Below are 21,832 nucleotides of genomic sequence, written 5' to 3' on the forward strand. Positions count from 1 at the left end.
TAAATCTACTAGTGGCACGTTATGTTGCCTATATCTGGAAATTAAGTATTTAACTTGGCAGAGAAGGAATTTTAATGACGGAATCTATCAACGTAGATGTTGTTGTACTCGGTGGTGGACCCGGTGGGTATACAGCGGCTTTTAGAGCGGCAGATCTTGGATTGTCAGTGTGTCTTGTTGAAAAACGTGACACGCTAGGTGGCGTTTGTGTCAATGTGGGCTGCATTCCCTCAAAGACCCTGCTTCATGCTGCATCGCTCATCGAGCATGCTAAGCATGGGGCAAGTATGGGTATTTCGTTTACAGAGCCTAATATTGATATTGACGCATTGCGCGCCCATAAAGAAGGGACAATTTCCGAGCTTACCCAAGGTATCGCGAATTTAAGTAAAGCGAGAAAAGTCGTTCGTCTGCAAGGTGAAGGCCAATTTATTGGGGAGCGCACGCTGTCGGTAACGACCGATACGGAGCAGCATGTAAACTTCAAGCACGCCATTATTGCGACGGGCTCCCACTCGGTTAAATTACCGATTGCACCTGACGATTCAAGGGTGTGGGATTCGACTGATGCACTGTCTTTGCACACTATCCCTGAGAAGTTACTGATTATCGGTGGCGGGATCATCGGATTGGAAATGGCGCAGGTTTATTCGGCGCTAGGTTCAGAGATCACCATTGTGGAAGCGCAGGAGCAAATTATCCCAGCTGCGGATAAAGACATTGTTCAACCGCTTGTTAAAGCAACGAAAAAGACCTACCAGCTACTGACGAAAACCAAAGTGATCGGCATGGAAGCGCAGGATGCAGGTATTGCGGTTTCCTTTGAAGGGAAAAAAGCGCCTGAAAGTGCCATTTTTGATGCGGTGTTGGTCGCTGTCGGTCGTCGTCCTAATACGGCAGGTATTGGGCTGGAGAGCATCGGTGTCGCAATCAGTGAGCAAGGGCTTGTTGAAGTCAATGACCGGATGCAAACATCAGTGCCTCATATCTTCGCTATCGGCGATATCGTTAAGGGGCCAATGCTCGCGCACAAGGCGACCCATGAAGGCAAAGTTGCCTCAGAAGTGATTGCCGGATTGGATGCAACGTTCCATCCTGCTGCAATCCCATCTGTCGCTTACACTAGCCCAGAAGTCGCATGGGTTGGCTTAACGGAGAAAGAAGCCAAACAGCAGGGTATTGACTACAGCACGGGCAAAGTACCATGGCTTGTTAGTGGTCGTGCACAAAGTGTTGGTGCAACCAATGGCGTGACCAAAGCGCTATTTGATAAAGAATCTGGTGCATTGTTAGGTGCCGGCATTTGCGGTGAAAACGCGGGTGAGCTTATTCACGAAGCGGCCGCTGTTCTTGAACTGGGCGGTACGGCAAAAGACATCGCGCATACGGTACATGCCCACCCAACATTGGCAGAAACCTTCGCCTTTGCTGCAGAGTTGGTCGAAGGATCAATGACCGATATGCTGCCAAGCAGGCGTCGTTAAGTCTTACCACGCATTCTCTATATGTAGCTCTAGCGAGATATGTACCTCTAGCGAGTCAGCTTAATCGCCTGACTCGCTTTTTTATTCCTTTGCTGGAAACCAAAGTTTCAGCCCTTCGATTGCCAATCACTTTATGCTGCCTCCGTTTTATACCCAAGCCACTTGAAGTATGTGTGTGGGCCATAAAGGTCATTTTTTTATGCCAATTATTTCATGCTGAATGAAGAAATTTTCGACGTGTTACCTCGCCCACAAAATGAACCATTTGTTTCATAATTGGTTTGAAAAGGTTTTTTTATTTTCATACTATTTTGAAAAATATTTTCGAAGCAATATTACGAATAACTACATTGAGAAGGTCGCCATGTCAAAATTGCTCTCCAAATACCATGCCCCTGATCAGCATGGTAATACCCAAACAATTACCCCAGAAAGTGCGCAATGGGGTTATGTTGGATTTAAAGCGTTTGAACTTGAAAGCGGCCAACGTATAGAGCTACCAGCCAGCGAAAATGAAGTGTGTTTGGTACTGGTGGGGGGCTTTGCCACAATTACCACGCCTACTGAAACATTCGAGAACATCGGTGACCGAATGGGGCCGTTTGAGCGCAAGAAACCTTACGCTGTTTACGTCGCCAAAGGTGAGGCAATCAGTGTTGTGGCAAATACCCAGCTAGAGTTAGCAGTGTGTACCGCACCAGGCCAAGGTAGTTATCCAACCCGCCTGATCGCTCCAGATAATATTGATGCGGAGCAGCGTGGGGCAGGGAATAATAAGCGCTTTGTCCACAATATCTTGCCTGATTACAAAGAAGCCGACAGCTTGCTGGTGGTAGAAGTGTATACGGATGAAGGCTGCACGAGCTCCTATCCGAGCCATAAGCACGATCAGGATGCAGAACCTAACGAAACCTATCTCGAAGAAACCTATTACCACCGTTTGAACCCAGCACAGGGGTTCTGCATGCAACGTGTATACACCGATGATCGTTCATTGGACGAGTGCATGGCGGTTTATGACAAAGACGTCGTTCAAGTCCCTAAGGGGTATCACCCTGTGGCAACTATTGCAGGCTACGACAGCTACTACCTGAATGTAATGGCTGGGCCAACACGTAAATGGTTGTTTACCTGGGAAGATGACCATCAATGGATTAACGAAGAGCAATATGCAAGAAAACATCAATAATTAGTTTCCGGCAAAGGAGTGAGACATGTTTAATATTGCGTTATTCGGCGCTGGCAGGATTGGCCAGGTGCATGCTGTAAATATTGCAAAGCATCCCAAGACAACATTGTATTCAATTATCGACCCCTATGTTGAGGGTGCTAACAAGTTAGCCGAAAAGTATGGCGCGCAAGTACAAGAAATCGAACAGGCAATGTCTGATCCGAATGTACATGCGGTATGTATTTGCTCTGCAACCCATACACATGCTGATTTAATTGAAATGGCCGCTGCGCATGGGAAAGTGATTTTCTGTGAAAAGCCCATTGACTTAGATCTCAGCCGAGTACGCGATTGTTTGGCGACAGTCCGCCAGCACGGCACACACATGATGGTCGGTTTTAACCGCCGTTATGATCCACAGTTCAGAACAGTGAAAAATCAGCTCAATGCGGGTGTTATCGGCCAGCCTGAATCGCTAGTGATCACCTCTCGCGATCCGTCGCCACCGCCAGCTGAATACACTAAAGTATCTGGTGGCATGTTCCGTGACATGACCATCCATGATTTGGATATGGCCCGTTTCATCATGGGAGAAGATCCGGTTTCGATCACTGCGCACGGCAGCTGCATGGTGGATCCTGCCATCGGTGAAGCAGGAGACATCGACACCGCTGTGTTGGTACTCAGCTTCCCATCAGGGGCAATTGCAACCATCAATAACAGCCGTCGTTCTGGCTACGGGTATGATCAGCGTCTTGAACTGCATGGTTCGAAAGGTTTGCTACAGGCACACAACGTCAAAGAGAACTTGGTGCAACATTGGGGCGAAGAAGGTTGTGTTGCTGCTAAACCTCAGCACTTCTTCCTTGAGCGCTATGACGCTGCCTATGTCGCAGAGTGGCAGGACTTCGTTGACGTCCTTGAAGGCAAAGAGCCTGAATGTGGCGGTGCGGATGGCGAATTTGCCCTTGTAATGGCAGATGCGGCCCTTGAGTCGATGAAGCAAGGTAAAACCATCAAGCTGTAATATCTCAACCCAGACCAAAGCCTCCTGAGTGATGACGGGTATGGAGTGACTGTTACCCCCCAATGACATCACCCCTAAAGGTTAATCACTCTTAAAGCCTCGCACCTGCGGGGCTTTTTCTGTTTTTCGTCTTTCTTCATATAAAAATGCCGTCGCTTTACACATAGTGTAAGGACGGCATTCATTTAGAAAGCAGTAAGTAAAAAGAAGTAAAAAGCTAACCTAGAACGTTTGTTTCAAGGTTATTGCTGGCACCTTGCCGATAAGCCAGAGAAACGGCCAGTGTTTGAGCAAGACACAAAGAAGCGGATTGCGAGCGGAAAGCCTCAACCTGGGCTTCTTTTACCACAAAACAAACATCACTGAAGGCTGCCAGTGGGCTGACTTGGCTATCGGTTATCACGATTTGTTTTGCACCGGCTTGTGAAGCTATTTCACTGAGAGTGACCGTCTCTTGCGCATAAGGGCTAAAGCTGATCGATAATACCGCATCATTGGGGCCAATCATCGAGAGTTGTTCTTTGAACATACCGCCCAATCCATCAATCAGGAACGCACGGCGCTCAAGATGACGTAATGCATAGGTAAGATAAGAAGCGACGCTGAAAGAGCGTCTCAAGCCGATAAGATAGATGTTATCAGCATTCATTAATATCTCGACCGCTTCTTCAAGCTTGTCTGCCGGCGTTTGCGAAGCAAGGTGGTTCATCGCCTGCGCGTTCGCACGGGCGAACTCTTGCAAAATCATAGCCGGACTTTCAGGCGCACTTTGCTCAGCATCAAGCTCTTTGAAAAGCTTAGCGCGTTCAGTGTAGCTCGCTGTTTCTTCTACGAGGTTACGGCGAAACAGTTGTTTCATGTCATTAAAGCCGTTGAAGCCAAAAGCATTGGCAAAGCGGATCAATGTAGAAGGAGGGACTTCAGCTTGGCTGGCAATTACCGCAACGGTATCAAAGGCGACACTGTTGGAATTATCCAATACATAGCGGGCGACCTGCTGTAAACGCTTGCTAAGATCGCTATATCGCGTTCGGATTTGATCTTGCAGTTCAGTAAGGTTATTGGCAACAGACATCTCATACTCCCTTCAATTGCTCCTCCTTGTATTGTAACGGCTACAGCTGCGCCATGAAACGTTTTTTTCATAAAATGCTAAACATATGCGTAATTAGAATATACATTCCAAGACGTATTGGCAGAAAAGTACGGTAAGAAGCTCATAAACATTCAGTCTGTAGGGATGCGCATGAATGACCCGAGTGAATTGAGATGCCGTGAGGAAAATCGCCATTTGATAATGGAGAAAGTGATATGTTGAAAAATTCAACATATCACTTTTACAATGTAGCTGGGTGTGATGTATCATCATGAAAATAAAGAATAAAAGCAGTATGATTGGAGTTCGTATTGGATGATATGAAGAATGATAAGAGAGAAAGTTTCAATCTATAAAGCTGTTAGGCATATTGGTATAAATATGAAGTATGAAGTAAGAAAATTTTTGACAAAAAAAGATCTAAAAGAAATTAATGATGCTGCGGTTAGGGAGAAAAGAAACCAAGCTCTTACAGATGAGTTCGTTAATGGTTTGCCTGATGAAGTAAAGTTACCTGTGATGCAAACTATCTATCACACAGCGAACGAAATTCGATTAATTGTAATTTTGAACTCTAAAGGTGATATTGGGCTGATTGATGTATCCACTTTAAGGTATGAAACCTTACCAAATGTTTATCGCTATGAAGACGGAAGAGTGGAGTTTGAAGATAGGGCTATAACTGATAGTAAAAGACCTTACCCAAATGGACGAGAGTGGAAAGAGTCTGTTGTTAAGCAACCGGTTAGAAAGCAGTCAACATTTCGAGCTGGTGTGTTGAAGGCATACGGGCATCAATGTGCCATGTGTGACATAAATGAAAAATCTTTGCTTAGAGCAGCTCATATTGTGGACGTAGCTGATGGAGGAAATGACACCATAACTAATGGCTTATGTCTCTGTGTAAATCATGAGATTGCATATGACAGAGGGTTAATCGGTGTGAATGATGAGTTTGAAATCATTTTTTGTTCGGACGAAAAACTAGGCATTAAGAGAGACAAAATAAAGCTACCCGATAATGAAACTCTTTACCCTAATAGAGAGTATTTAAGAGTAAAGTTTGAAAAACTAAAAAATGCCTAACAAGGCCATCAAGGTGATGTGTTACACCCGGCATTCTTGGTATGAAGTTCAGTGCACTTTGTTGGTTCAGTGGGGCAACCTTATGGCTGGCGTTATGTTTAAATTTTAGAATGTCATGCGGTATAATGCGCTTTTGAACAATAAAAGTTAAGAGCAAGCAATGAGAAATTTGATTCTAGGTCTACTTTCAGCGGCAATTTTCACTGGTTGTGCGACCCCAGTAAGTCATACGAATATACCATTATCGACTTATGATAAAGATACAGAATATGGTATCGAAGAGCGCAAAGATGGCTTTGGTATTACGGTTTATTATTCTAGATATCAGTTTATTCCTGAAAGCGATGCATTAGCTGCTGCTTGTAAGAGCCAATTAACCGCTATTGCATGGGATCATGCCGACAATGTTGGGCGTGAGATTGAGCCTCTAAATGAGCAACGTATTAGGATTTCAATGGGTCGGAATGGCCTTAGTGGTGTTACGTCATGTCAGGCTAATGGCGTAGTGAAGTGGGCTAAATAAACATAACAAACGACTATGGCGTCAATAGCTAACTTTTAGCTATATTCTCATCCCAAATGACGCCATCTCGAAGCATTGAATTTAAGATCACAACCATCTTTCTAACGCAGGCGATAATTGCTACCTTCTTAGGTTTTCCTGCATCTAAAAAGCGTTGGTAAGTGGCCTTAAAAACAGGGTTACACTGCATTGCAGACATCATAGCCATATAGAGCACAGTGCGAACTTGTGACCGGCCACCTTGAATAACGCGCTTGCCTTTGTAGCGTCCACTTTCTCTATTAATAGGTGCTACGCCGATGAGGGCTGCGGCCTGTTTGTTAGTAATGAGACCAAGCTCAGGAACATTGCTGATGATAGAGGCCGCAGCAACTTTACCTATACCGGGGACACTTTGTAATAGAAGGTTTTTGTTTTGGTATTCAGGGCATGATTCGATGAGAGAAAGTATTCTTTTCTCTGTTTTTACTATCTGATTCTTGAAGGCAGTTAGAACAGGTTTGATTGTTCCAGAAATATGTTTAGGTAGTGACTGTAGTCGGTTTTTTTCCATAGTCTGCATGGTAAGAAGTTGGTGACGCCTAGCTACTAAATCACTCATTAAACGCATGTTTTCAGGCTTTAGTTGAGTGAGGTTAGGTCTAATTGCTTCACCATAGTGAGCGATTAGAGTGGCATCCAACTTATCTGTTTTAGCTCGTCTTCCGATGGCACCAGCAAAGCGCTTTATGTGTATTGGATTAGCAATAACAAATGGTAGATTTGCTTCAGAGCAGGCGAGGATAAAGGGCATTTCCAATCGTCCGGTAGCTTCGACGACAATACGTTGTGGTGAATACTTAGCAATGGTTTTAACTGCTTCTTTAATGCCTTTTTCGTTGTTTGGAACAGTGAAAAAGATATCAAGAGGACGGATATAAATATCTAGTTGTGACTTGCCAGTATCAACGCCAATATTTATGTTTTGAAGTGTATTTGTATTCATAATAAGCTAACTCTTGTTTGCGAAATGCGGGTTCGAGACCCAGTCGACTATTCGAGGTTAGTGCTTGGAGTCCTATGTGGTGTTCATGTTTGTTATCGGTCTCTCGACAGAGGAGCCAGCGTTTAAACGAACTACCACATAGAAAGCTTTAGTTGCAGCTAAAGCCTGGGTCTCACATTACCCGAATTTTATGCTTATTATCCATACAAAACATTTAAGACGGGTTCTCAACACTAGGCAATTTCAGATTGGGTCGGCTTCAGTGCTAAATGTGGCAAGGATTAAGGTTGGCGTCCGCGTTGTTCACCACTTAATGCGGCTACATGGACTCCCCCGGTTGTCAACAATAGCGTCAGGTGATGGAAGGTTTGGGACTGCCGCTCTACATCCGGTCTGTTTACTGGCTTTCAACGCCATGACCCTGATGACACTACGCGGTTGCGGTTCCTCATTCGTTAGAAGGCATTTACTGTGCCCGCCGCAATATCAGGTTTTCCCGCAAAAGGTTTGAACCTTACATCATCATTGGCTATTGCAATGACCCGGTGAAGTTACCTATTCCGTTAGAAAACAGTATGGTTTTATACTGGTTGGTATTCGGTGCCGTTCCTGAGTAACGACCAGATTATCCGTGCATTCTTGGCTGCTAATGCAACAATAGCCCGCTTGAAGCCTCGCCGTTTTACTAAGCCTTTACACCATAAGCTCAAGCGATCGGTCTTGTTACCTACGGCTGAGATAACAGCCCTGGCACCGTGAACCAATAATGTCCGGAGGTACTTATCGCCTTTTTTTTGTAATCCGTCCAAGTCTGGGTTTACCGCCGGTTGAGTATTGCGACGGAACTAGACCGAGCCAGGCAGCAAAGTCGCGGCCTTTATCAAACTGCTCACCTTTGCCGATACTGGCGATTACAGCGGTTGCGGTTATCGGGCCGATACCAGCAACTTTCATGATCTTCTGAGCATTATGGCTGCGTGAAACCAGCATATTGAAGCAGTATTCTTGGTCAGCAATACTTTGGTTTATATTCAGCAAGTGCTTGTAACTGTCGGAGATAATAGCTCTGGCTAAATCGGGCAGCTGGTTTTCACCATCTTCAAGTGCTTCTGGAATTGCTGTTTGTAAGGCATGTCGGCCTTTTGGTGTGATGATACCAAATTCGGCCAGCATTGCTCGCATCTGGTTTAACAGTGCTGTTCGCTCATGAACCCAGTTATCGCGAGCGCTATGAAGGAGCAAGATTGCTTGTAGCTCAGGTGATTTGATCTTAACGAAGCGCGTTGAAGGGCGGGTGACAGCAACGCAAATTGCTACGGCATCATTGAGAGCATTTTTGGCACCCGTCCTGAAAGGTGCAACATATTTAGACGCCATGATTTTCGTTGTGTGGCCTAGCTTAGCCAGTTCACGTGCCCAGTAGTGTGAAGCACCGCAGGCTTCCATTCCGATGATAGAAGGTGGAATATTGGCAAAAGTCACGAGGACTTTTGATCGGGTTATTGTTTTGTGGATCAGTACCTTGCCTTGCTCATCTTCGCCGTGGATACTGAACGAATGTTTGGCTAAATCAATGCCATAAATTGATTGTGACATGGTGGCCTCCAAGGACTGTAGTCAGACTTACCAAGTGTGGCAGAGCCTGATGAGGGGGAGTCCATGTCATTCGTTATGCCTCCGTTTTTGGAGACATAATCCGAATCTAGCTAAATAACCTATTTAGGTTCACGGTTTTTTCTTAACTATTTGATAAAATTACATTTCGGCGCGTATGGAGAATTTATAATGGGAACTATAATAGGTTTTGTTATTTTAGCTGCTATAGATTGGTATCTTTTTCGTAAAACAGGACTCCATATTCATCAATGGATTTCTAAAAAGTATGAAGAGCATTTGTTGAGTAAGAAAAATAACAATAACAATAACAATAACAAATAGTGCTTACTTAGTAATCGGCATAACAAGCGCTTCAAGTGGATTCTGGACTTAACACGGCGCATTTTTGGTATGGTTTGGCTTTTGTGTTTACGGTGGTCCGTTTTGGTTTTGTGTCGGGCACTTATTGAAGCGTTATGAGTTAAAAGGAAAGTTATGACTAATGAAGTATCACCAGAGTTTTGGGAAAGAGCTGATGAAATTATCGCTTTAGCAAACGAACAAGCTAAAGATTGCGATGTCGGTAAAGTAAGCTCTTCAACTCTTTATGCAGCAGCAAGATACAATGCATTTAATGTTGCTTCTTCTGCTGACAATGTCGAAGAAATGAAAAATGATAAAGAAGAGGCCTTAAGATACTTTGTAGATCAATATGAGAAAATGCTCATAGAAAATCTAGATGACTACATAGAAAATTTTCAAAAATACCAGCCAAATAGCAAGACTTAGCAAAACTCATAACAAGTCGCTCAAAAAGATCAAAATACGGGGCAGTCTAGATGTGCAGCGGCTTGGGTGTTTATGGTGGTGTGCTGAAGTTGCAGCTATTGTTTTGGCTGCTTAGCGATACGTTATATTTCTTTTTGGCTATTGTCATAATCCATAAGATCAATGGGTTATGTTGAATGGTAACAAAAGGTGACATCACCTTTTTTCTTCGACATTTTCCTGTAGAATCGCGTTTATTATTAGCTACACTGACGGGAGGAGTACAATATGAACCTATTTAACGTTCAAGTTCCCTCTGCCTGTCATTCTCAACTTCGTCAGACTCAAGCCGTCGCGATATACCTCCCCTGCAATTTTTAACCTGAATCATATTGTTCAGCGCTTTATAGCTCTGAGCCGCTAAGACGTTTTCTATATTACCTGGTTATTATTGGAGGGGTTATGTCCCTTTTTGTTGCCTCCCAAATATTGGTTGGTTTCGCTGCGCTATTCGATATCGCATCGTTTCAGTTTAAAAATCGTACACAGCTTTTGTCTGCTTTATGTATATCGGCATTATTGATTGCAGCGCATTTCGCCCTACTTAACGAGTGGACGGCCGCATGTTTGCTGGTAATAGGAGCATGTCGATACTTGGCTGGTATCTTCATATCAACGCCTAAAATAAAGTGGTTGTTCTATTTCGTGACATTGTTAGGTACTGTTGTGACTTTCAGTGGTTTAACGAGTGTTCTGAGTTGCACTGCATCGCTATTGCATACAAAAGCTTCGTTTAGTAGCAATGACAAGCTTATGCGTTGGCTGATGGTTATTGGGACAGGAGTGTGGGGTGTGCATGATGTTATAGTCGGCACACCAGTAGCGGTATTCATCGATGTGTTGTTTATTGTAAGCAGTGTTGTTGGTTACTACAGAATACATATCAAAAGTCCATGCCTTCAAAGTTAAGTTTTTGTTTTTATGCTAGTATGTGCGAAATTAGCGTGGCGAAAACAGAAATATATCAAAGCATTTAAGACGGATTCTCAACGCTTGGCAATTTCAGTTCAGGTCGGCTTTAGTGTTAAATGTGGCAAGGTTTAGGCTTGGGTGGTCGCGTTGTTTACCACTTAATATGGCCACATGGACTCCCCCGGTTGTCAACAACAACGCTAGGTCTGGACTGCCGCTCTACATTCGGTCTGTATATTGGCTTAGTTGCCATACCCTGATGACACTACGCGGTTGCGGTTCCTCATTCGTTAGAAGGCATCTACAGTGCCCACCGCAATATCAGGGTTTCCCGCAAATGGTCTGAGCCTTTCATCATTGGTTATTGCAATGACCCGGTGAAGTCGGCTAATCCGTTAGAAAACAGCTTGGTTTTATATTGGTTGCTATTCGGTGTCGTTACTCAGTAACGACCAGATACTAAGAGGATTTTGGGCTTCCACCCGGAAGATAGCCGGTGGGATATTGGCAAAAGTAGAAAGAACTTTCGATCGGGTTATTGTTTTATGGATCATCACGTTGCCCTGATGATCTTCACCGTGGATACTGAACGTATGTTTGGCTAAATCAATGCAATAAATTGATGGTGACATGGTGGCCCCAAGGGAAGTAGTCAGACTTACCAAGTGTGGCAAAGTGTGATGAGGGGGAGTCCATGTCATTCGTTAGCCGCTTAATCTGGTGTTCATTGAATAAGGAAATCATATGAAAACGATAGAATTATCTACGTGTTTTTGTACAACTGAAGTGGATTCGTGCCGTGAATACTATATAAAGTATTTTGCCGCAAAAGCGGTTTTTGATTGTGGTTGGTACGTCATGCTGAAAATTAATCAAGACGGCCCTGAAATATGTTTTATTCAACCACAAGAAAACATGGCTGTTTTTGACGGCAAAGGAGTGATGCTAAATTTCAAAGTTGAAGATGTAGATGCTGAATATTCTCGCCTTAGTAAAGCAGGGCTGCAAATTGCCATGCCGCTTGAAGACCATCCATGGGGTGACCGAGGTTTTTCTGTCATAGATCCAATAGGAAACTCTGTTTATATTTACTCAGAACGAGAGCCAAGCGGGGAGTTCAAGCAGTATTTCAACGGCTAATATATATATCGCGATGTAGCTGCAGGATCGCTTGCTGCTCGGGTGACAGCGACGCAGATAGCCACGGCATTGTTGAGATCATTTTTGTTATATGGCCGAGTTTAGCTATTTCACGAGCCCAGTAATGGGAAGTACCGCAGGCTTCCATCACGACGATAGCCGGTGGGATATAGGCAAAAGTAGAAAGGACTTTCGATCGGGGTATTGTTCTATGGATCAGCACCTTACCTTGATGATTTTCACCGTGGATACTGAACGAATATTTGGCTAAATCAATGCCATTCGTTAGTTGAACGGCGTAATAAGGAGCAGTATGCATTACAAGGTAGTTAAGAAATATACGGACAACCCAGAGGAACCCATACGAGTTGAATCCGGAGAGTTACTTGAATTTGTCGAAGAGTCGAATCCAGAAGGTGATTGGGCAAATTGGGTATTTTGTCGGGGTAAAGATAAACAAGGCTGGGTTCCCAAGCAGGTTCTGAATATAAGAGGTGAAAGTGTGGAAGTTTTGCGTGACTACTATGCTATTGAGCACCACCTCTCTGAGGGTGAGATCCTTGTTTCAAAATTCGAGCTCAATGGTTGGATTTGGTGTGAGAAGATTGGCAATGAAGGCAACTTAGCTTGGGCTCCACTCAATCACTTAGAACGTGAGTAAGTTCACCTAACAAATTGCCTAGCAGGAACGCTCGTTAGTCTGGCGTTAAATGCAAAAAATTGACCATCCAAGAAAGGATTCAATGATGAAAAAAGTCTTGGTTACCGGTGGTAGCAAAGGTATTGGGTTGGAAACGGTTAAAACCTTTGTTTCTCAAGGCCATACAGTGATTACTTGCGCTCGCTCTATAGAGACTTGGCGCGAAGTTATTCTTTCTAATCCCGAGCTTTCTGATGTTGATTTTCAAACTGTTGACCTGTCCGACAATCAGCAAGTTGATAACCTGTTTTCACATATTAAATCAGCGTATGGCGCATTGGACATCGCGGTTAATAATGCCTCGCCGACGCTTGGTTCCGGTGGTACATTTTCAGAAGTAGCAGTCGATGCGCTATTTAATACCTTAGTCAGTGATTTTTGGTCACATGCCTTATGCCTAAAACATGAACTTCAACTTATGTCTAAAGGGGCAACTATCGTCAATATCAGTTCAGTGAACGGCATTCGTCCAACGCCAAATGCGTCGATGTATAGCGCATCAAAACATGGTTTAGAGGGCTTAACACGTTCAGTCGCGCTTGAAGCAATCAAGGATGGTATCCGGATAAATTCTGTTGCGCCTGGTGTTACTTGGACATCTCGTTGGGAGGAGAGACAAGCAACACAGAATCCAAGTATTCGCAGTGAAGTAGAAAGCGTTGTTCCAATTAAGCGGTTTGCAGTCCCATCAGAAGTTGTGAACGCTATTGAGTGGCTGTGTTCAGAGAAGTCAAGCTATGTCGTGGGGCATACACTCGTTGTTGATGGCGGTTTATCTCTGACTTAATGTGGTCGTTAACCAATTTACAGGGCGTTAGTTAAATACAAGGCTGTTTATGAGTAATTCCATTTTTAGAAAAGACGGTACTGCCCAAGGGGTGGCAAAACAGCGTTTGATTGAAACACTGGCTAAACCTGATAGACGTGTCATAAATGATCCCTATGCCGAACGATTTGTTGTAGGTGCTAGCTTGATCAAGCTATTGGGGCATAAGTTTAGCGTCTGGTTAACTCAAAAGTTCGCGCCTGGTTTCCACGAACATTTAATTTCGCGTACTCGTTTCATTGATGAGCTAATCAAAAAAAGTGCTGCTAGTGGTGCAGAGCAATACGTCATTCTAGGTGCTGGCTATGATTTGAGAGCTCACCGTCTAGAACTACCATCGTCGTTGAAAATCTTTGAAGTTGATCAACCAGAAGTTCAGGCGAAGAAACGTTCCAAACTACCTGAAGATTTACCAAACTCTAGCAATGTTAGCTATGTGGCCGTTGATTTCAATCATCAGTCACTAACTGAACAACTTTTGGCTGCGGGCTTTGATCAAAGTAAGCGTACAGTTTTTACGCTAGAAGGTGTTTCTCAGTACATTAGCAAAGAGGCGACGACTTCAACAATTAAAGAACTGGCTGCACTTACTCAAAGAACAGGTTCTACTTTGTTTATATCTTACGTCGATGAATTACTTGAGAAAGATCCTGAAGCCTGCTTTGGTAAGGATTACCCAAAAGCTGCGGAGCGAGCTGAGTCAATAAAACGCTTATCAGCAAAAGTGGGTGAACCATGGGTATCATTCTACACCGCTGAAGAAATCGAAACCTTATTATCCCAAAATGGTTTCTCATTAAAAGAAAATAAAACGTTGGATGACCTTAATACTGTGTATTTTACCCCTGTAGGTAGAACCATTCCTGAAAATCAAATTTTTAAACTGGAACACTTTGTAATAGCGGAGTCCTAGGCAGTATTCCATTGACTTAGATACTTGTAAAAACAGGAAAGATTTACGAGCGGGTTATTGTTTTGTGACTGAGTACCATCGTTCGAGGGCTGTTATGCTAACTGTAAAAATTAAGGCGGTTAATTTGAATGAGGCCGCACTAGTTCAAAATTGTGCTTTCGACGCATTTCAGGAGGATTTTAACAAGTATGGTTCTTACCCTCCAAACATAGAATCAATGGACTGGATATGTGCCCAAATTGCCAAAGGAAATTTTTATAAAGTGTTATACGGTGGAGTTTTTGCGGGTGGATTCTGTGTGGAGCTCGATGCCGATAAAATTTTGGATATTAAATATGTATTTCTAGGACAACAATTTCAGGATAAAAAGATTGGTTCGCAAGTTATGGGGTTAATCGAAAAGCAATTTGGTGAAGCCGTAGCTTTCAAATTGTTAACGCCATCAGAGTCTTTGCGCAATCACCATTTCTATGAAAAGCAGGGATACATTAAAACTAGGGTGTTCAACCCGATTCCCGATGATGGCTTTAGCGTTTTTGAGTATTTCAAGAGAGTGGGAGCCAAGTAAATACATACCACAGTTAGTTTGGATATATTGTTGTCCCACATGACGCCATCCTGAAAGGCGCCCAATAATACGGTGCAAAACAGGTCTCTATCACGACAATCGCGGGTGAAATACTGGCAAACGTGGATCGGGTTTTCGAGTGAATTATTGTTTTTCGATTCAGTATCTTGCCTTAATGATCTTCACGGTGAATGATATTTGGCGGAGTCAGTACCATATGATTTCGACATGGTGCCTACAAGGAGAGTTGTAAGTCTTTCAAAGTGTGGCAGAGTCTGATGAGGGGGAGTCCATGCCATTTGTTAGGGCTTACAGTAAATAACAAGTAATGGAGTTTATCGAATGGAGTTGGTTGCTTAATATGGCACTAGTGTTTTTTGTTCAGCTATACGTCATGGTTATTCTGGTATTTTTGATGCTAAGAAAAAGTCTCTGAAAACGTAGAGTAAGGTGCTAAAAGCGGACAAGATGACTATGTAGCCGACAACAAGTGCTTTCTCATGTGACATAGAATAATTTGCATGGTCTTCGGTTCGAACCACCTTGTTATCATCAAAGGCTTGTACAAAATGGGCAGGATAGTTCTTAGGTAAAGGTTCTATCGAAAGTTTGCCAAAGCTTAGAATAGAGATGACATATTTACCGATAGTGTATGCAAGCGGGTTGCCCAAAATTGCAAGTAAGTGTCCAAGCGCTTCACCCATATATCCCCCTTCGATATAGCACTGTCCAATAAGATATCGTAGTTGAAATCTTGTTGAGGTAACTATATAACAAAGCGTAAAGTATGTCCTTAGCCTAGACGTGATAACGATGTTATATTTCAGTGGTTTAGTCACTGAAATTAGGGTTAGGTGTGTTCATGCTTGTCGTCGTTGCGACTAATGGCATATTTGGTTAAATTAGTGCCTTAGCTTAACCATAGTTTGGTTATGGCAGAGTGGTCCAGAATAGAAGTTAGACATTACAAAATGTGGTAATGCTGACAGAAAGGAGCCCATGTCATTCGCTTTGGCCGTTTAAATAATGAAGGATGTGAAATGAAACCTGCACCCATTAAAGAGTTAATCACATTTGATGACTTTGAAAAACTGGATATAAGAGTCGGAACAATTACAGCGGTTTCGGAAGTTGAGAAATCGAAGAAACTGATGAAGCTAACGGTGGACTTTGGTGACCATGTCCGAACAATTCTTGCTGGCATAAAACAAGAGCGAGAAAACCCATACGAAATCGAAGGTAAGCAAGCGCTATTCGTTGTGAATCTACCAGAACAAAAAATGGCAGGGGAAGTTTCTCAAGGAATGCTGTTTGATATCGGGTATGCAGATAAGTTGACTCCTTGCTTAGCGATGCCAGAAACCCCCGTACCGAATGGTAGTAGAGCAGGGTAGCTGTTAATTTCTACAAATCATTAGGCTTTGAAAGAGCAGGAAATACTGAACCAATGTGGGTGTATTCGGGGACGGATCATTAGGTTAACTAATTGCAACAGCCTAAGGAATGAATAAATGGGCAATATGAAGTACAAAGCATTTTTTCTTGGAACATTGGTTTCGTTCTCGGGCTTTTCACAGACTTTGACCGTAAATGACCCTTATCGAGGGCGAGAGATTCCAGTGTCTATCGATTTTCCATCGAATGCTGGTTCATGTAAACCCGACAGTAAATGTAGGGTTGCGTTTATAAGCGCAGGGAACAAAGTACCCTACACCAAGTATCAATTTATCAGCCAATTGCTTAATGAAAATGGTTATATGACGGTGGCTGTTAATCATGAACTGCCCAATGATCCTCCATTATCTAAGCAAGGCGACCTTTACCAGACCAGAATCGAAAACTGGCAGAGAGGAGCAGCTACGTTAAATTTTCTCCAGCATGAGTTACCGCATCAGTTTTCGGCATATGAATTTAATGATCTTACTTTGGTTGGTCATTCAAACGGTGGAGATATATCCACTTGGCTAACTCGTGATGATAATGACTATGTACGTCAGTTGATCACATTAGATCATAAGCGGGTAGCACTTCCCAAAAGTGAAAAGGTCAGGGTACTTTCCATCAGAGCAACCGAGTACCCAACTAAAGAAGGCGTATTGTTAACTACTTCAGAGCAAGAGGCGTTTGGTGGCTGTGTCGTTGAGATTAAAGACGCCAAGCATATGGATTTATCGGATTACGGTTCATTAGCCGTGAAACAGACAACCAAAGACATTGTCGGTGGTTTTTTGGCCGGTTCAGCATGTGATGAGTTACAGAAACAAGGTTAGTGATAAAGGGCGTCCATGCCTTTCATTAAGTCGCTTCTTTGATCTAAATATGACCCTAAACGGCGACAGCGCCATAACCATCAATAATGGCCTGTATGTTGGTATTGGCTGCGTTTCCTTGTTGAATTCGAAGGTAATGATTCAACGTTTTGTTTTTGTACTTTGTTGCAATTTCGGCTTGTTTGGCTGAGTCTGGCTGCCAAATTTTACTGCCGACAGCATTAACTGAGTCATTTTCCCCAAGCGTCGATGAGACAAGCATAATTTCATAGAAACGGCGGTTGTCTTCAATCAGCACTTCGTGCATAAGACCGAAGTTATGTTCTATCAGTTTTTGGCGCAGAGTGTATTGGTTGTTTACAGGGCACAGCAAGAAATCAACATTATCATCACGATGGCATTGGTGAATAGCTTCTACAAGTTCGCTCATTAAGTCACCACCCACACCGGCGATGATCACCAAGTGTTTACCGTCGTACTGATTTAGAGGGAGCTTTGCCACATCTTGACAGTAGACCTTCCATTTAGCATCAGGATAAAAACGCTGCAGGTTCTTTTCTACTGTTGCCATTAGATCCGGGACAATATCAACAAAATGTACATTGGTAGCTGGTTGTCTTGATAAAAGTGCTGCTCCTAAATAGCCATGGTCACAACAACAATCCCAAATGTGGTCATAGCCAGATGGTACCATTTGTTCTATTTGCTTTAATCTTGTGCTGAGTTTCAAGGATAGTGTCCGCTTGCCGTCTAAAATCGTGCGCATTGTAATAGTTTTCACTCTGCTAGCGAAGTGAATTGCACCAATAAAATGCGGTCTCAGAACAATGACATCTGCCTTGAGTGATGCGCTTTTATGTCAAAAGGACAGTCGACATCATGGAAATGCTCAACCCAAACTTTGTTACTCCTTGGGAATTCACGCTTCAAGGACTTCTTGGTTTGCTTCCGTATCTTGTCTGCATCACCCACGACTGATGTGTTGTTAAAACCATTTTCAATGAGCTGGAATTGCTCGGCATCAATTCGGTAGACCATGAACCCTCGGTCTTTCTTAAAAGTCTTGAATTGAACCGCTTCTTTGACCGCCATCTCTTTAAGCTGTTTGTCGATTAATGGCACTACCTGTGAGATATGAATCATATGCACTACTTGTCGTTGTTGTGATCTAATCAAGATAACAACAATACCTTTTCAATGATGGTTACTAACATTGCAGAATGAAAAGCCCAGATCTGATTCTTGAAGAAAAGTCATTTTATCTGGTAGAGGGTTAAGGCTGTTCCGTGTATTGTTCTTTTCTTGATTGAGCGATAGAGCATTTGCCTGTAAGGAGTATCAGTGGTAGAAAAGTTTGAAAACAAGTTTGTTGAGTTTATTCAATCTGAAATGCAGCAGGACCTCGCCCATGATATGAATCATGTGTTTAGAGTTGTCAAAACAGCCAGGGCGCTATGTGACAGTGAAGGCGCGAGGATCGAAGTCGTTCTTCCTGCCGCTTATCTACATGATTGTTTTTCCTTTCCGAAGAATCATTCGGAAAGAGTTAAAAGTTCGTTCATTGCCGCTGAGAAAGCGATAGAGTTTCTGGCAAGAATTGATTACCCCGCTGAGTATTTTGAAGCCATTCACCATGCCATTGTGGCGCACAGTTTCAGCGCGAATATCAAACCTGAAACCTTGGAAGCACAAATCGTTCAAGACGCTGATAGGCTAGATGCACTTGGTGCTATTGGTATTGCACGGTGTATCCAGGTCAGTTCAAGCCTGGGTGTCAGCTTATATGATACAGAAGACCCTTTTAGTGAGAACAGAGAGTTAAATGATCGGCAATATACCCTCGATCACTTCTACACCAAGCTATTTAAGCTGAATGATACGATGAACACGGTATCAGCGAAGACTGAAGCTGAAAAACGAACGGTCTTTATGAAAGCGTACTTGAAGCAGTTAGGCGAAGAAATCTGAAGTTTAACCATAAAAAAAGCCACGTAACCCTAGGGGAGAAACGTGGCACTTCAACGTGAAGTCCTACAGTAAAGCTAATTCTTTATAGGCTCGAGTTGTTTTTATCTATATGCATTTATTAAGGGTTATGGCTATTTACTCTTCTTCTGTCGTTTCATATCGAAGACAACAGCCACTATTATCACCAGGCCTTTGACGACCTGCTGCCAGTAAGCCGAGACATTCAATAAGTCGAGGCCATTCTGTAGCACACCCATAATCATGGTACCGATAATGGTACCTTGAATCGTACCGATACCACCGGCGTGGGATACACCACCAACGGTTGCTGATGCAATGGCATCCAGTTCGTACATGACCCCAAGACCAGGCTGGCCAGAGTTAATACGGGCAGAAAGGATAAGCGCTGCGATACCGGCTAGTAGGCCAGCGTAGGTGTATACCAGTATTTTGTACTTCTTAACGTTAATACCTGAAACATAGGCGGCAGTTTCGTTACCACCAATTGCGTAGGCATATTTACCGAAGCGGGTGTAGTTGAGCAGGATGTAAGAAACGATAGCCATCACGATAAATATCACTACCGGAACGGGAACACCTGCAATGGTACCCTGACCAATCCATTGGTATGAATCGATAAGGCTACTGACTGGGCGGCCATCAGAGTAGAGCAGGGCAGCACCACGAGCGATGATCATCATACCTAGGGTGGCGATGAACGGAGGGATACCGGTATAAGCGATCAGTGCACCGTTGATGAAGCCACAAAGCGCGCCGACAGCTAAAGCGACAAGGATCGGCACGATAACCGGTAACTCAGGCATGGCCGGATACATCCGCATGCCCCAGTCGAGGGTTTGCGCCATACTGGCCGAGGCGACCGCGGCGACCGCCAATACCGACCCCGATGATAAGTCGATTCCTCGGGTAATAATGATGATGGTTACCCCAAGGGCCAATAAGCCGATACTGGCCATTTGGGTAACAACGTTAAGTAAGTTGGCTACTGTAAGAAATACTGGAGATAAAATAGTCATCACCACACACATGGCGATGAAAACAACGTAGATGGCATACTTTGAAATCAAGCGTTTATAATTCTGTGGCGATTTCGCACCAGACGTTGCTTCTATTAACTTCGCAATCATAATGACTTTCCTTGATAAATTATTGCGTCACCCTGTCACGACAGCAGTGATTATACGGTATGGCTTGGGCAGTTATGCCAATGCCATCGACATGATTTTTTCTTGGGTCGCTTCATGGCCGTCGAGTTCGCCTTTTAGCTTGCCTTCATGCATGACCAGGACACGGTCACTCATGCCGATCACTTCAGGCAATTCTGACGAGATCATTACCAAGCTTTTCCCCATACCGGTTAAAAGACGCATGAGTTTGTAGATTTCAGATTTTGCACCTACATCAATACCTCGGGTCGGTTCATCGAGGAATAGAATATCGGGCTTGGTTAACATCCAGCGGGCCAACAATACTTTTTGTTGGTTACCACCACTGAGGTTATCTATAGCCTCGTTCATGTGAGGGGTCTTCACTTTGAGCTTTTTACAGTGTTCCTCGCTGTCCGAGCGCATTTGGCGAACATCAAGGACATTCGCAACCTTGCTCTTGTAAGCATCAAGGTGGGCGATAGAGGTATTGGCAAAGATGTCTAACATCAGATAGAGGCCAGAATGGCGGCGGTCTTCTGTTAAGAAAGCCATTTTGTGGCTAATCGCATCCTGTGGCGCTCTGATCTCAACATGTTCGCCGTTGATCCAAATTTCACCGGTGTCTTTCTCGCGTACGCCAAACAGTGTTTCGATAAGCTCGGTTCGACCTGCGCCGACGAGGCCGGCAATCCCTAAAATTTCACCTTCGTGGAGCTTGAAGTTCATCTCCTTGAAGCAGCCATCGACAGACAGGTTTTTCACTTCAAGCCGAGTTTTGCCAGGCTTGGCCGTCGGCGGCGGGAATACATCCCCAAGATCACGACCCACCATCATCTGGACGAGTTCATCATGGTTTGTATCTCTTGCTTCACGTTCACCAATATAGCAACCGTCTCGAAATACGGTGATGTCATCGCAAATTTTGAAGATTTCATCCATTTTATGGCTGATATACACCATGGAAACACCCTGGGATTTGAGCTTCTCGATGATATCGAACAAGTGCGCGACTTCTTTGTCGGTCAGTGCAGAGGTTGGCTCATCCATAATGATGATTTTGGAATCAAATGAAATCGCTTTGGCAATTTCAACCATTTGCATTGTTGCAACGGTGAGATCACTCATCAGGGTACGAGGGTCAAGTTCCAAATCTAGACGTTTAAGCAGCGCATTGGTGTCTGCATACATTTTTTTATGGTCGATCAGCCTTAGCGGCCCTTTGAGCGGTTCACGGCCTAACCAGATATTTTCTGCAATATTACGGTGGAGAACAGGGGAGAGTTCTTGATGAATCATTGAGATACCACTTTCCAGTGATTCTTTAGCACCCGAGAAATCTACGAGTTCCCCTTGGTAGCGAATAGTGCCTTCATCCCGGTGGTATGTGCCAAACAGCACCTTCATCAAGGTCGACTTCCCTGCACCATTTTCGCCCATGAGCGCCATTACGCGGCCTTTCTTCAAGGTAAGTTGCACGTTATCGAGTGCCTTTACACCGGGAAAGGTTTTGGTAATACCACGCATCTCAAGTATTACTTGGCTCATACTGATTTGCTCCAAAATAGGCCCT

Annotated in this window: 25 protein-coding genes and 1 pseudogene; 16 read left to right on the top strand and 10 right to left on the bottom strand. The window is 43.7% G+C overall.

The features are described from left to right. The first annotated feature begins 74 nt into the window (after positions 1 to 74). From lpdA to iolG, 3 genes are all read left to right on the top strand, one after another. Positions 75 to 1,484 carry a dihydrolipoyl dehydrogenase gene (gene lpdA / locus L4D79_RS01980; protein ID WP_428646650.1) on the top strand — a complete coding sequence of 470 codons (1,410 nt, stop codon included), beginning with the start codon at positions 75 to 77 and terminating at the stop codon, positions 1,482 to 1,484. Between the two features lie 364 nt (positions 1,485 to 1,848). After that, positions 1,849 to 2,673, top strand: a complete 825-nt coding sequence (gene iolB / locus L4D79_RS01985; protein ID WP_428646653.1) for a 5-deoxy-glucuronate isomerase — start codon at positions 1,849 to 1,851, stop codon at positions 2,671 to 2,673. Positions 2,674 to 2,698: 25 nt separating this feature from the next. After that, positions 2,699 to 3,682, top strand: a complete 984-nt coding sequence (gene iolG, locus L4D79_RS01990; RefSeq protein ID WP_107347704.1) for an inositol 2-dehydrogenase — start codon at positions 2,699 to 2,701, stop codon at positions 3,680 to 3,682. A gap of 217 nt (positions 3,683 to 3,899) precedes the next feature. Here the strand turns inward: iolG and L4D79_RS01995 are convergent, their stop codons facing one another. After that, the gene (locus L4D79_RS01995) at positions 3,900 to 4,757 is read right to left on the bottom strand and encodes a MurR/RpiR family transcriptional regulator (RefSeq protein WP_428646656.1); all 858 of its coding nucleotides are present in this window, start codon (positions 4,755 to 4,757) and stop codon (positions 3,900 to 3,902) included. Between the two features lie 402 nt (positions 4,758 to 5,159). Between L4D79_RS01995 and L4D79_RS02000 the strand changes: the two genes are divergently transcribed. Both L4D79_RS02000 and L4D79_RS02005 read left to right on the top strand, forming a co-directional pair. Next, entirely contained in the window at positions 5,160 to 5,864 is a 705-nt protein-coding gene (locus tag L4D79_RS02000) for an HNH endonuclease (RefSeq protein ID WP_428646659.1), read from the top strand. Positions 5,865 to 6,024: 160 nt separating this feature from the next. Then, positions 6,025 to 6,387 (top strand): hypothetical protein, encoded by a 363-nt coding sequence (locus tag L4D79_RS02005; RefSeq protein ID WP_428646662.1) that lies wholly within the window; start codon positions 6,025 to 6,027, stop codon positions 6,385 to 6,387. Positions 6,388 to 6,415: 28 nt separating this feature from the next. On the opposite strand, the gene L4D79_RS02010 is transcribed toward L4D79_RS02005, so the two are convergent. Together L4D79_RS02010 and L4D79_RS02015 are read right to left on the bottom strand one after the other, a co-directional pair. Next, entirely contained in the window at positions 6,416 to 7,372 is a 957-nt protein-coding gene (locus L4D79_RS02010; RefSeq protein WP_428646665.1) for an IS110 family RNA-guided transposase, read from the bottom strand. A gap of 581 nt (positions 7,373 to 7,953) precedes the next feature. Continuing rightward, a pseudogene (locus tag L4D79_RS02015) lies at positions 7,954 to 8,968 on the bottom strand (IS110 family RNA-guided transposase). A 189-nt stretch (positions 8,969 to 9,157) separates the two neighbouring features. On the opposite strand from L4D79_RS02015, the gene L4D79_RS02020 reads away from it, so the two are divergent. From L4D79_RS02020 to L4D79_RS02030, 3 genes are all read left to right on the top strand, one after another. Continuing rightward, positions 9,158 to 9,310 carry a hypothetical protein gene (locus L4D79_RS02020; RefSeq protein ID WP_428646668.1) on the top strand — a complete coding sequence of 51 codons (153 nt, stop codon included), beginning with the start codon at positions 9,158 to 9,160 and terminating at the stop codon, positions 9,308 to 9,310. Positions 9,311 to 9,463: 153 nt separating this feature from the next. Continuing rightward, entirely contained in the window at positions 9,464 to 9,757 is a 294-nt protein-coding gene (locus tag L4D79_RS02025; protein WP_428646670.1) for a DUF3144 domain-containing protein, read from the top strand. Positions 9,758 to 10,198: 441 nt separating this feature from the next. Further along, positions 10,199 to 10,705 carry a YgjV family protein gene (locus L4D79_RS02030; RefSeq protein WP_428646673.1) on the top strand — a complete coding sequence of 169 codons (507 nt, stop codon included), beginning with the start codon at positions 10,199 to 10,201 and terminating at the stop codon, positions 10,703 to 10,705. 428 nt (positions 10,706 to 11,133) lie between these two features. Here L4D79_RS02030 and L4D79_RS02035 read toward each other — a convergent pair whose 3' ends face one another. Further along, the gene (locus tag L4D79_RS02035) at positions 11,134 to 11,340 is read right to left on the bottom strand and encodes a hypothetical protein (protein WP_428646676.1); all 207 of its coding nucleotides are present in this window, start codon (positions 11,338 to 11,340) and stop codon (positions 11,134 to 11,136) included. A 112-nt stretch (positions 11,341 to 11,452) separates the two neighbouring features. Between L4D79_RS02035 and L4D79_RS02040 the strand changes: the two genes are divergently transcribed. Then, entirely contained in the window at positions 11,453 to 11,848 is a 396-nt protein-coding gene (locus tag L4D79_RS02040) for a VOC family protein (RefSeq protein ID WP_428646679.1), read from the top strand. Here L4D79_RS02040 and L4D79_RS02045 read toward each other — a convergent pair. Beyond that, complete coding sequence (locus L4D79_RS02045) at positions 11,838 to 12,167, bottom strand: hypothetical protein (protein ID WP_428646682.1); 330 nt, start codon at positions 12,165 to 12,167, stop codon at positions 11,838 to 11,840. The genes L4D79_RS02040 and L4D79_RS02045 overlap by 11 nt on opposite strands. Here L4D79_RS02045 and L4D79_RS02050 point away from each other — a divergent pair. From L4D79_RS02050 to L4D79_RS02065, 4 genes are all read left to right on the top strand, one after another. Next, complete coding sequence (locus L4D79_RS02050) at positions 12,162 to 12,509, top strand: SH3 domain-containing protein (protein ID WP_428646685.1); 348 nt, start codon at positions 12,162 to 12,164, stop codon at positions 12,507 to 12,509. The genes L4D79_RS02045 and L4D79_RS02050 overlap by 6 nt on opposite strands. 85 nt (positions 12,510 to 12,594) lie before the next feature. Beyond that, complete coding sequence (locus L4D79_RS02055; RefSeq protein WP_428646688.1) at positions 12,595 to 13,335, top strand: SDR family NAD(P)-dependent oxidoreductase; 741 nt, start codon at positions 12,595 to 12,597, stop codon at positions 13,333 to 13,335. Between the two features lie 49 nt (positions 13,336 to 13,384). Then, complete coding sequence (locus L4D79_RS02060) at positions 13,385 to 14,287, top strand: class I SAM-dependent methyltransferase (protein ID WP_428646691.1); 903 nt, start codon at positions 13,385 to 13,387, stop codon at positions 14,285 to 14,287. A 94-nt stretch (positions 14,288 to 14,381) separates the two neighbouring features. Further along, a complete protein-coding gene (locus L4D79_RS02065) occupies positions 14,382 to 14,855 on the top strand; it encodes a GNAT family N-acetyltransferase (protein WP_428646693.1) in 474 nt (157 codons plus the stop codon). 398 nt (positions 14,856 to 15,253) lie between these two features. Here the strand turns inward: L4D79_RS02065 and L4D79_RS02070 are convergent, their stop codons facing one another. After that, complete coding sequence (locus tag L4D79_RS02070) at positions 15,254 to 15,559, bottom strand: hypothetical protein (RefSeq protein ID WP_428646696.1); 306 nt, start codon at positions 15,557 to 15,559, stop codon at positions 15,254 to 15,256. A gap of 336 nt (positions 15,560 to 15,895) precedes the next feature. Here L4D79_RS02070 and L4D79_RS02075 point away from each other — a divergent pair, with 336 nt between their 5' ends. Continuing rightward, positions 15,896 to 16,249, top strand: coding sequence for a tRNA-binding protein (locus L4D79_RS02075; protein WP_428646698.1), 354 nt, complete (start codon positions 15,896 to 15,898; stop codon positions 16,247 to 16,249). Positions 16,250 to 16,375: 126 nt separating this feature from the next. Further along, on the top strand, positions 16,376 to 17,125 hold the full coding sequence (locus tag L4D79_RS02080; protein ID WP_428651677.1) for an alpha/beta hydrolase: 750 nt from the start codon (positions 16,376 to 16,378) through the stop codon (positions 17,123 to 17,125). Between the two features lie 55 nt (positions 17,126 to 17,180). Here the strand turns inward: L4D79_RS02080 and L4D79_RS02085 are convergent, their stop codons facing one another. Both L4D79_RS02085 and L4D79_RS02090 read right to left on the bottom strand, forming a co-directional pair. Further along, positions 17,181 to 17,891 (bottom strand): tRNA (adenine(22)-N(1))-methyltransferase, encoded by a 711-nt coding sequence (locus tag L4D79_RS02085; RefSeq protein ID WP_428646701.1) that lies wholly within the window; start codon positions 17,889 to 17,891, stop codon positions 17,181 to 17,183. Between the two features lie 53 nt (positions 17,892 to 17,944). Further along, positions 17,945 to 18,268, bottom strand: a complete 324-nt coding sequence (locus tag L4D79_RS02090) for a hypothetical protein (RefSeq protein WP_428646703.1) — start codon at positions 18,266 to 18,268, stop codon at positions 17,945 to 17,947. A gap of 198 nt (positions 18,269 to 18,466) precedes the next feature. On the opposite strand from L4D79_RS02090, the gene L4D79_RS02095 reads away from it, so the two are divergent. Beyond that, positions 18,467 to 19,093 carry an HD domain-containing protein gene (locus L4D79_RS02095; protein ID WP_428646706.1) on the top strand — a complete coding sequence of 209 codons (627 nt, stop codon included), beginning with the start codon at positions 18,467 to 18,469 and terminating at the stop codon, positions 19,091 to 19,093. Between the two features lie 131 nt (positions 19,094 to 19,224). Here the strand turns inward: L4D79_RS02095 and L4D79_RS02100 are convergent, their stop codons facing one another. Together L4D79_RS02100 and L4D79_RS02105 are read right to left on the bottom strand one after the other, a co-directional pair. Continuing rightward, entirely contained in the window at positions 19,225 to 20,241 is a 1,017-nt protein-coding gene (locus L4D79_RS02100) for an ABC transporter permease (protein ID WP_107347689.1), read from the bottom strand. A 72-nt stretch (positions 20,242 to 20,313) separates the two neighbouring features. Then, complete coding sequence (locus L4D79_RS02105) at positions 20,314 to 21,807, bottom strand: sugar ABC transporter ATP-binding protein (RefSeq protein ID WP_428646709.1); 1,494 nt, start codon at positions 21,805 to 21,807, stop codon at positions 20,314 to 20,316. Between the last annotated feature and the right edge of the window lie 25 nt (positions 21,808 to 21,832).

This window comes from Photobacterium satsumensis (assembly GCF_050336935.1).
Classification (GTDB): Bacteria; Pseudomonadota; Gammaproteobacteria; order Enterobacterales; family Vibrionaceae; genus Photobacterium; species Photobacterium satsumensis.

Coding starts and splice junctions, on each gene's coding strand:
- lpdA (WP_428646650.1), top strand. CDS start 75: ATGACGGAATCTATCAACGTAGATGTTGTTGTACTCGGTGGTGGACCC.
- iolB (WP_428646653.1), top strand. CDS start 1,849: ATGTCAAAATTGCTCTCCAAATACCATGCCCCTGATCAGCATGGTAAT.
- iolG (WP_107347704.1), top strand. CDS start 2,699: ATGTTTAATATTGCGTTATTCGGCGCTGGCAGGATTGGCCAGGTGCAT.
- L4D79_RS01995 (WP_428646656.1), bottom strand. CDS start 4,757: ATGTCTGTTGCCAATAACCTTACTGAACTGCAAGATCAAATCCGAACG.
- L4D79_RS02000 (WP_428646659.1), top strand. CDS start 5,160: ATGAAGTATGAAGTAAGAAAATTTTTGACAAAAAAAGATCTAAAAGAA.
- L4D79_RS02005 (WP_428646662.1), top strand. CDS start 6,025: ATGAGAAATTTGATTCTAGGTCTACTTTCAGCGGCAATTTTCACTGGT.
- L4D79_RS02010 (WP_428646665.1), bottom strand. CDS start 7,372: ATGAATACAAATACACTTCAAAACATAAATATTGGCGTTGATACTGGC.
- L4D79_RS02020 (WP_428646668.1), top strand. CDS start 9,158: ATGGGAACTATAATAGGTTTTGTTATTTTAGCTGCTATAGATTGGTAT.
- L4D79_RS02025 (WP_428646670.1), top strand. CDS start 9,464: ATGACTAATGAAGTATCACCAGAGTTTTGGGAAAGAGCTGATGAAATT.
- L4D79_RS02030 (WP_428646673.1), top strand. CDS start 10,199: ATGTCCCTTTTTGTTGCCTCCCAAATATTGGTTGGTTTCGCTGCGCTA.
- L4D79_RS02035 (WP_428646676.1), bottom strand. CDS start 11,340: ATGTCACCATCAATTTATTGCATTGATTTAGCCAAACATACGTTCAGT.
- L4D79_RS02040 (WP_428646679.1), top strand. CDS start 11,453: ATGAAAACGATAGAATTATCTACGTGTTTTTGTACAACTGAAGTGGAT.
- L4D79_RS02050 (WP_428646685.1), top strand. CDS start 12,162: ATGCATTACAAGGTAGTTAAGAAATATACGGACAACCCAGAGGAACCC.
- L4D79_RS02045 (WP_428646682.1), bottom strand. CDS start 12,167: ATGCATACTGCTCCTTATTACGCCGTTCAACTAACGAATGGCATTGAT.
- L4D79_RS02055 (WP_428646688.1), top strand. CDS start 12,595: ATGAAAAAAGTCTTGGTTACCGGTGGTAGCAAAGGTATTGGGTTGGAA.
- L4D79_RS02060 (WP_428646691.1), top strand. CDS start 13,385: ATGAGTAATTCCATTTTTAGAAAAGACGGTACTGCCCAAGGGGTGGCA.
- L4D79_RS02065 (WP_428646693.1), top strand. CDS start 14,382: ATGCTAACTGTAAAAATTAAGGCGGTTAATTTGAATGAGGCCGCACTA.
- L4D79_RS02070 (WP_428646696.1), bottom strand. CDS start 15,559: ATGGGTGAAGCGCTTGGACACTTACTTGCAATTTTGGGCAACCCGCTT.
- L4D79_RS02075 (WP_428646698.1), top strand. CDS start 15,896: ATGAAACCTGCACCCATTAAAGAGTTAATCACATTTGATGACTTTGAA.
- L4D79_RS02080 (WP_428651677.1), top strand. CDS start 16,376: ATGAAGTACAAAGCATTTTTTCTTGGAACATTGGTTTCGTTCTCGGGC.
- L4D79_RS02085 (WP_428646701.1), bottom strand. CDS start 17,891: ATGCGCACGATTTTAGACGGCAAGCGGACACTATCCTTGAAACTCAGC.
- L4D79_RS02090 (WP_428646703.1), bottom strand. CDS start 18,268: ATGATTCATATCTCACAGGTAGTGCCATTAATCGACAAACAGCTTAAA.
- L4D79_RS02100 (WP_107347689.1), bottom strand. CDS start 20,241: ATGATTGCGAAGTTAATAGAAGCAACGTCTGGTGCGAAATCGCCACAG.
- L4D79_RS02105 (WP_428646709.1), bottom strand. CDS start 21,807: ATGAGCCAAGTAATACTTGAGATGCGTGGTATTACCAAAACCTTTCCC.